The sequence below is a fragment of the Sphaerisporangium melleum genome, assembly GCF_014646695.1.
Lineage (GTDB): Bacteria > Actinomycetota > Actinomycetes > Streptosporangiales > Streptosporangiaceae > Sphaerisporangium > Sphaerisporangium melleum.
Genome location: NZ_BMNT01000027.1, coordinates 65,152 through 71,631 on the forward strand (window position 1 = coordinate 65,152; position 6,480 = coordinate 71,631).

Sequence of the window (6,480 nt, forward strand, 5' to 3'; positions counted from 1 at the left end):
CTGGAGCGGTGGCACGGGCGGGCCCAGGTGAGCGGGATCAGGGCCAGTCGCGGGAGGGACGCAGCGGGACGCCCGCCTCTCCATCGTCGTCGAGCTTCACGCCGAGCACCTGGTGGAGCTGCACCTTGTTGCGCTCGAAGCCGACGATGCAGCCGGCCATGTACAGCCGCCACACGCGGGCGGTGCCCGGACCGACCTCCTTGACCGCCTCGTCCCAGTGGTCGTCGAGGTTGGCGCACCACTTCTCGAGGGTCTTGGCGTAGTGCTCGCGGAGGTTCTCCTCGTGCCGGATCTCGAACCCGGTGTCCTCCATCGCGCGGATCAGGTGGCCGACCGACTCCAGCTCGCCGTCGGGGAAGACGTAGCGGTTGATGAACCCGCCCTTGTTGATGGTCTTCTCCGTGCCGGTGGGCCGGGTGATGCAGTGGTTGAGCAGCCGGCCGCCCGTCTTCAGCTTGCCGTACAGGAAGCCGAAGTAGCCGGGGAGCTGGTCTTTGCCGATGTGCTCGGTCAGGCCGATCGAGCTGACCGCGTCGAAGCCGGTCTCGGTGACGTCGCGGTAGTCGAGGTGGCGTACCTCGGCCAGCTCCGACAGCCCGGCCTCGGCGATGGCCTTCTGCGCCCACTCGGCCTGCTGACGCGACAGCGTCACGCCCAGGCCCTTGACGCCGTAGTGCTTGGCGGCGTGCATCACCATGCCGCCCCAGCCGCAGCCGACGTCGAGCAGCCGCATGCCCGGCTTGAGGCCGAGCTTCTTGGCCACCAGGTCGAACTTGGCGAACTGCGCCTCCTCCAGCGAGGAGCCCTCCTCGGGGAAGCAGGCGCAGGTGTAGGCCATCGAGGGGCCGAGCACCCACTCGTAGAACCGGTTGGAGACGTCGTAGTGGTGGTGGATCGCCTCGGCGTCACGCTGCTTGGCGTGCCGGCTGCCGAGCCGGGCCATCGTGCTGCGGCGAACCTCCTGCGGCGGCGGCGGAACCCGCATGAGCAGCGGCTTGATCCCCAGCGACCGGGCGACGGAGATCTTCTCCCGCACCGGCATGTCGTTGAGGGTGATCTCCGCCATCTCCGTCAGGAGGGTGTACATGTCCCCCTGCACGTCGAGGTGGCCGGCGATGTAGGCGCGGGCGAGCCCCATCTCGCCGGGGGACTGCGCCAGATAGGCCACCGCTATGGGGGACTTCACCTCGATGCGGACGGACGCCCCCGGCGGCCCGGCCTTACTGCCGTCGTACGCGGCGAACTCGACGTTCGCCTCCGGCCCGACGATCTTCTCGAAGATCTGGGCGAGTGTCATGCGACCAACCTCCTCAACGCCCCCGTACGCACTTCTCATAGAGGTCGAGCAGCCGGCCGCCCGAGTCGTAGGCGTGTTTGACCGGCCAGTAGGCGTCACCGTTGTAGAGACGCCAGAACTCCTCACGGGGGTAGAACGATGTCGAGTACAGGGACTTGTGTCCGCCCAGCTCGTGCACGGAGTTCTCGATCAGCCTGTTGTGATAGCCGTCGAACTGTCCGCGCGGGAGGGCGACCATGCCCCAGAACCCGAAGTTCACGTAGAGCTTTCCCGGCTCCAGCGGGTAGAGCGGCCAGTCGCCCGTGGCTTTGAGGGGGCACATCCACACCGGCGTCATGCCCACCTTGTCGTGGAAGAAATCGAGGAAGTCGGCACCCTTCTCGATCGGGATCTCCACGTCCTGGATGACGGACTCCTGCACCGGGTTGCCGCGCCAGCGGTCCACGCGTGCCGTCATGCCGTACTTCTGGTCCAGCCCGACCATCTTGCGGTAGACGTCCGAGCGCAGCCAGCGGCGGGGCACCAGCGAGCGCACCAGCGGCTGCTGCACCCCGAAGGCCCGCGAGCACCAGAACCAGTCGGTGTCCCAGCGCCAGAGATAGTCGCGGACGGTGAGCCAGTCGCGGGTGCGGGTGCGGATCGACTGGTAGTAGATGCGCATGCCGGTGTAGTCGGAGGCGTACGGCGCACGGTCGGCGAACCGGCCGACGGTGATGTACATCTCGCCGGGCTCGAAGAAGGTGCCGTCGACGAAGTCGACCTTCTCGCCCTCGTAGTGGCCGCTCTCGCAGATCTCCTGCATGGCCAGCATGCACTTGCCGGCGTCGGAGAACGGGATGTGCGTCAGCCGCACGAAGGGCTTGACGGGGAGCAGCTTGATGCGCAGCCGCAGCGCGTAACCGAGGGTGCCGTAGGAGTTGGGGAACGCCTTGAACAGCTCGCTGTGCTCGTTGTCCGCCCTGGCGACGACCACCCGTCCGTCGCCGGTGAGGATCTCCATCTCCTCGACGGACTCGTGCGGCAGGCCGAGCCGGAAGCTGGAGGACTCGATGCCGAGCCCGGTCACCGCGCCGCCCAGGGTGATGGTCTTGAGCTGGGGGACGACGTACGGCATGAGCCCGGCCGGCAGTGTGGCGTCCACCAGGTTCTCATACGTCGTCATACCCTGGACTTCGGCGGTCCGGGTCTCCGGGTCGACCTGGATGACCTTGTCCAGGTCACGGGCCGACAGCTTGGCGGCCCGGCCCGGCTCGCGGAACCGGAAGAGGTTCGTGGTGGGCTTCGCGAGCCGCGGAGCGGCCCCCTCGGGGAGGGCGGTGTAGGACTCCTTGATCTGCTCCACAGCCCTGCGATGGGCTGTCATCTGGGCGGTCGTCCTCACCGTGCGATCTGGCATGCCACCACCCCCTATAACTAAGCGTGGAGATCGACGTTACGACGCTATCTCCTGTGTTGACCATCGACCAGAGTAGACACGTTAAACCCGCGCAAACTCCCGACCCCCCTCAAAAACGCTGTGGTGCAAGGGTTGGCGTCATGTGCCCAGGTGAGAGGGGGTGCGACGCGAGCCTGAACCACCAAGCGCTCGCTCGCATTCCCGGCGATTCACCCGGGAAGATCGTTCCACCCGGAGGAGACACCGATGAGCACGAGCGGAGCCCCGGCCCCCGACGACCACGGCACGCGGCACGACGACCCGCCCCGCGGCGGACGGGCGCGGCCGAAGGGGCGCGGTGGGCCGCTCGTCGGGGTGCGGGTGCTGGAGCTGGCCGGTCTCGCGCCCGGGCCGTTCGCCGGCATGATGCTCGCCGACCACGGCGCCGAGGTGCTGCGCGTCGACCGGGTCTCCTCCGTCGCCCGTGCCGGAGACCGTCCCCGGCCCGACGTGATGGACCGCGGCAAGCGCACCATCGGCCTGGACCTGAAGTCCCCCGAAGGGGTCGCGGCGTTCAAGGAACTGGTCGCGCGGGCGGACGTGGTCATCGACGTCTTCCGCCCCGGCGTCGCCGAGCGGCTCGGCATCGGCCCGGACGACCTGCTCGCGGTCAACGACCGGCTGATCTACGGCCGGATGACCGGCTGGGGCCAGGACGGCCCGCTGGCGCCCGCCGCCGGGCACGACATCGACTACATCGCCGTCGCCGGCGTGCTGTCGATGCTCGGCCGCGAGGACGGCAGGCCCACGCCGCCGCTCAACATCCTCGGCGACTTCGCCGGCGGCGGCCTGATGCTGGCCTACGGCGTGGTGCTCGCCCTGTTCGAGCGCGAGCGCACCGGCCGCGGCAAGGTCATCGACGCGGCGATGGTGGACGGGGCCGCGCTGCTGTTCGCGATGTTCTACCACGTCGCCCAGAGCGGCCTGTGGGGCCCGCGGGGCACCAACCTGCTGGACACCGGTGCGCCCATGTACGACACCTACGAGACCGCCGACGGCCGCCACGTCGCCGTGGGCGCGCTGGAGCCGGCCTTCTGGGCCGACCTGGTCGCCCGCATGGGCCTCACCGGCCTGCCCGACCGCGACGACCGCGCCAACTGGCCCGAGATCCGCCGGCGGCTCGCCGCCGCCTTCCGTGCCAGAACGCGCGCCGAGTGGGAGGACGTCTTCGCCGGGTCCGACGCGTGCGTGTTCCCCGTGCTGGACCTGGACGAGGCGCCCGGGCACCCGCACAACGCCGCCCGGGGCACGTTCGTCGAGGTCGGCGGGGTCGTCCAGCCGGTGCCCGCGCCCCGCCTACTCGGCAGTGACCGCGGCGACCTGGCGCAGGCGACCCGGCTGCACGACCTGACCTCGTGGGGACTGCCCGACGAACGCGCCAAGGCCCTGCGCGAAGCCGGGATCCTCGCCTGAAGAAGTGCCCAAGCGCTCCCAGATCCTGAGCGCCGGGCCGCGGCGGACGTCCACCGCCGAGGCGTGGTGTGCCCTGAGGGAGCGTCTCCCGGATGCTCCCCCAGGCGAAGCGTCGGCCCAAGGCGAGCAGGCACACCGGAGGCGGAGACTTCCTGGGCCCGGCGGCCACGCACCCGTACGGCCGCGGGTCACGCCTGGGCGGCGTCCAGATCGGGGTCGGGCGCACTCGGGGTGTGCCGGGGTAGCAGGGCCAGATAGAGGTCCACGCCCGCCTGGTGGTGGACCTCCAGGTCGGTGGTGAAGGCCCGCTGCGGGAGACCGCCGGCCTCGGTGAACCGCCAGACCTGCTGCCACGCCTCGGCCAGCGCCTGCGGCCCGCGCCCCTCCACCTTCAGCGCCTGCACGGCGGGCACACGGACCGCGACCATGCCCTCGGGCAGCCGGGCCGCCGTGCGCACCGCCACCCCCACGATCTGGGTGTAGGCGCCCTTGTGGTCACTCTCGTAGTCGATGAGCACCGCGTAGATGTTCTCGTCCACCCGCCCCGGCACGTGGGCGAAGGCCCCGGGGGCGCCCGCGCGCGCCCACAGGGCCGACAGCTGCGCCCGGGACGGATCGGACTCCACCGCGGCACTGGTGCGCACGGCGTACCCGACGACGAGTACCTCCGGCCGGTCAACGATGATCATAGTGCCTCCCCACTCGAGGGCCCCCCGCCCGCCCGATCGCGCGGTCAATGTATCCGCACCGACCGGCAGCCGTCTCGATCATCGCGCACAGAAAGATCGGCGGAGGTGCCCGATCAGATCATCTCGCACCTGGCATCGAGCTGACCTGGGAAATCCCATTGTTTACCACGAATCGCCTAGGCTGGGACAACGTGCGATTCCTCAACGATCAGGCACCGATCCACGACCTGACCTACAGCGATGTGTTCATGGTCCCGTCGAGATCGGCGGTCGGCTCGCGGCTCACCGTGGATCTCTCGGCCCACGACGGCACGGGCACCACGATCCCCATCGTGGTCGCGAACATGACAGCGGTGGCCGGGCGGCGAATGGCCGAGACCATCGCAAGGCGCGGGGGCATCACCGTCATCCCGCAGGACATCCCCATCGACGTCGTCGCGAACGTGATCGACTGGGTCAAGAAGCGCGACCTGGTCCACGACACCCCCATCACCCTCACTCCCCACGAAACCGTCGGCGAGGCGCTGAACCTCCTGCCCAAACGCGCGCACGGCGCGGTCATCGTCGTCGACTGGGACAACCGCCCGATCGGCGTGGTCACCGAGGCCGACTGCCACGGGGTGGACATGTTCACCCAGCTCTCCCAGATCATGTCCGTCTCGCCGCTGACCATCCCGGCCGGCACCGACCCGCGGGCCGCCTTCGAGCTGCTGCACAGCGGGCGGCACCGCCTCGCCCCCGTCGTGGACGAGGACGGCCGGCTGACCGGTGTGCTCACCCGCACCGGCGCACTGCGCGCGACCCTGTACGAGCCCGCGCTGGACGCCATGGGACGGCTGCGCGTCGCCGCCGCCGTCGGCATCAACGGCGACGTCGCGGCCAAGGCCAAGGAACTGCTGGACGCCGGCGTCGACTGCCTGGTCGTCGACACCGCGCACGGCCACCAGGAGAAGATGCTGTCCGCCCTGGCGGCGGTCCGCGCCCTCGACCCGGGCGTCCCGGTCGCGGCCGGGAACGTCGTGACCGCGGCGGGCGTACGCGACCTGGTCGAGGCCGGCGCCGACATCGTCAAGGTCGGCGTCGGGCCGGGGGCGATGTGCACCACGCGGATGATGACCGGCGTCGGCCGGCCGCAGTTCTCCGCCGTCCTGGAGTGCGCGGCGCAGGCGCGCGGGCTCGGGCGGCACGTGTGGGCCGACGGCGGCGTGCGCCACCCCCGCGACGTCGCCCTCGCCCTCGCCGCCGGCGCGTCCAACGTGATGATCGGCTCCTGGTTCGCGGGCACGTACGAGTCGCCGGGCGACGCGCACACCGACGCCGACGGCCGGCGGTACAAGGAGAACTTCGGCATGGCCTCGGCCCGGGCCGTGCGGCTGCGCACCGCCGACGACACGCCGTTCGACCGGGCGCGCAAAGCGCTGTTCGAGGAGGGCATCTCGACCTCGCGCATGTACCTCGACCCGGCCAGGCCGAGCGTCGAGGACCAGATCGACTCCATCGTCGCGGGCCTGCGCTCGGCCCTGACCTACGCGGGCGCCACGACCTTGGAGGAGTTCCACGAACGCGCCGTCGTCGGCATCCAGTCCACCTCCGGCTACTCCGAAGGCATGCCCCTGCACCAGAGCTGGTGACCTCTCCTCCCGGAG

The 6,480-nt window shown here is 70.4% G+C and carries 5 protein-coding genes; 2 read left to right on the plus strand and 3 right to left on the minus strand.

Annotation, left to right across the window (positions count from 1 at the left end):
• Window positions 1–37 precede the first annotated feature (37 nt).
• Together IEY93_RS23405 and IEY93_RS23410 are read right to left on the minus strand one after the other, a co-directional pair.
• Window positions 38–1,297 (minus strand): SAM-dependent methyltransferase, encoded by a 1,260-nt coding sequence (locus IEY93_RS23405; RefSeq protein WP_189165257.1) that lies wholly within the window; start codon window positions 1,295–1,297, stop codon window positions 38–40.
• A 13-nt stretch (window positions 1,298–1,310) separates the two neighbouring features.
• Window positions 1,311–2,660 carry an FAD-binding oxidoreductase gene (locus IEY93_RS23410; protein ID WP_189165258.1) on the minus strand — a complete coding sequence of 450 codons (1,350 nt, stop codon included), beginning with the start codon at window positions 2,658–2,660 and terminating at the stop codon, window positions 1,311–1,313.
• Window positions 2,661–2,939: 279 nt separating this feature from the next.
• Here IEY93_RS23410 and IEY93_RS23415 point away from each other — a divergent pair, with 279 nt between their 5' ends.
• On the plus strand, window positions 2,940–4,145 hold the full coding sequence (locus tag IEY93_RS23415) for a CaiB/BaiF CoA transferase family protein (RefSeq protein ID WP_189165259.1): 1,206 nt from the start codon (window positions 2,940–2,942) through the stop codon (window positions 4,143–4,145).
• Between the two features lie 188 nt (window positions 4,146–4,333).
• Here the strand turns inward: IEY93_RS23415 and IEY93_RS23420 are convergent, their stop codons facing one another.
• Complete coding sequence (locus IEY93_RS23420; protein WP_189165260.1) at window positions 4,334–4,834, minus strand: GyrI-like domain-containing protein; 501 nt, start codon at window positions 4,832–4,834, stop codon at window positions 4,334–4,336.
• A gap of 191 nt (window positions 4,835–5,025) precedes the next feature.
• On the opposite strand from IEY93_RS23420, the gene IEY93_RS23425 reads away from it, so the two are divergent.
• Complete coding sequence (locus tag IEY93_RS23425; RefSeq protein WP_189165261.1) at window positions 5,026–6,465, plus strand: GuaB1 family IMP dehydrogenase-related protein; 1,440 nt, start codon at window positions 5,026–5,028, stop codon at window positions 6,463–6,465.
• The last annotated feature ends 15 nt before the right edge of the window (window positions 6,466–6,480 follow it).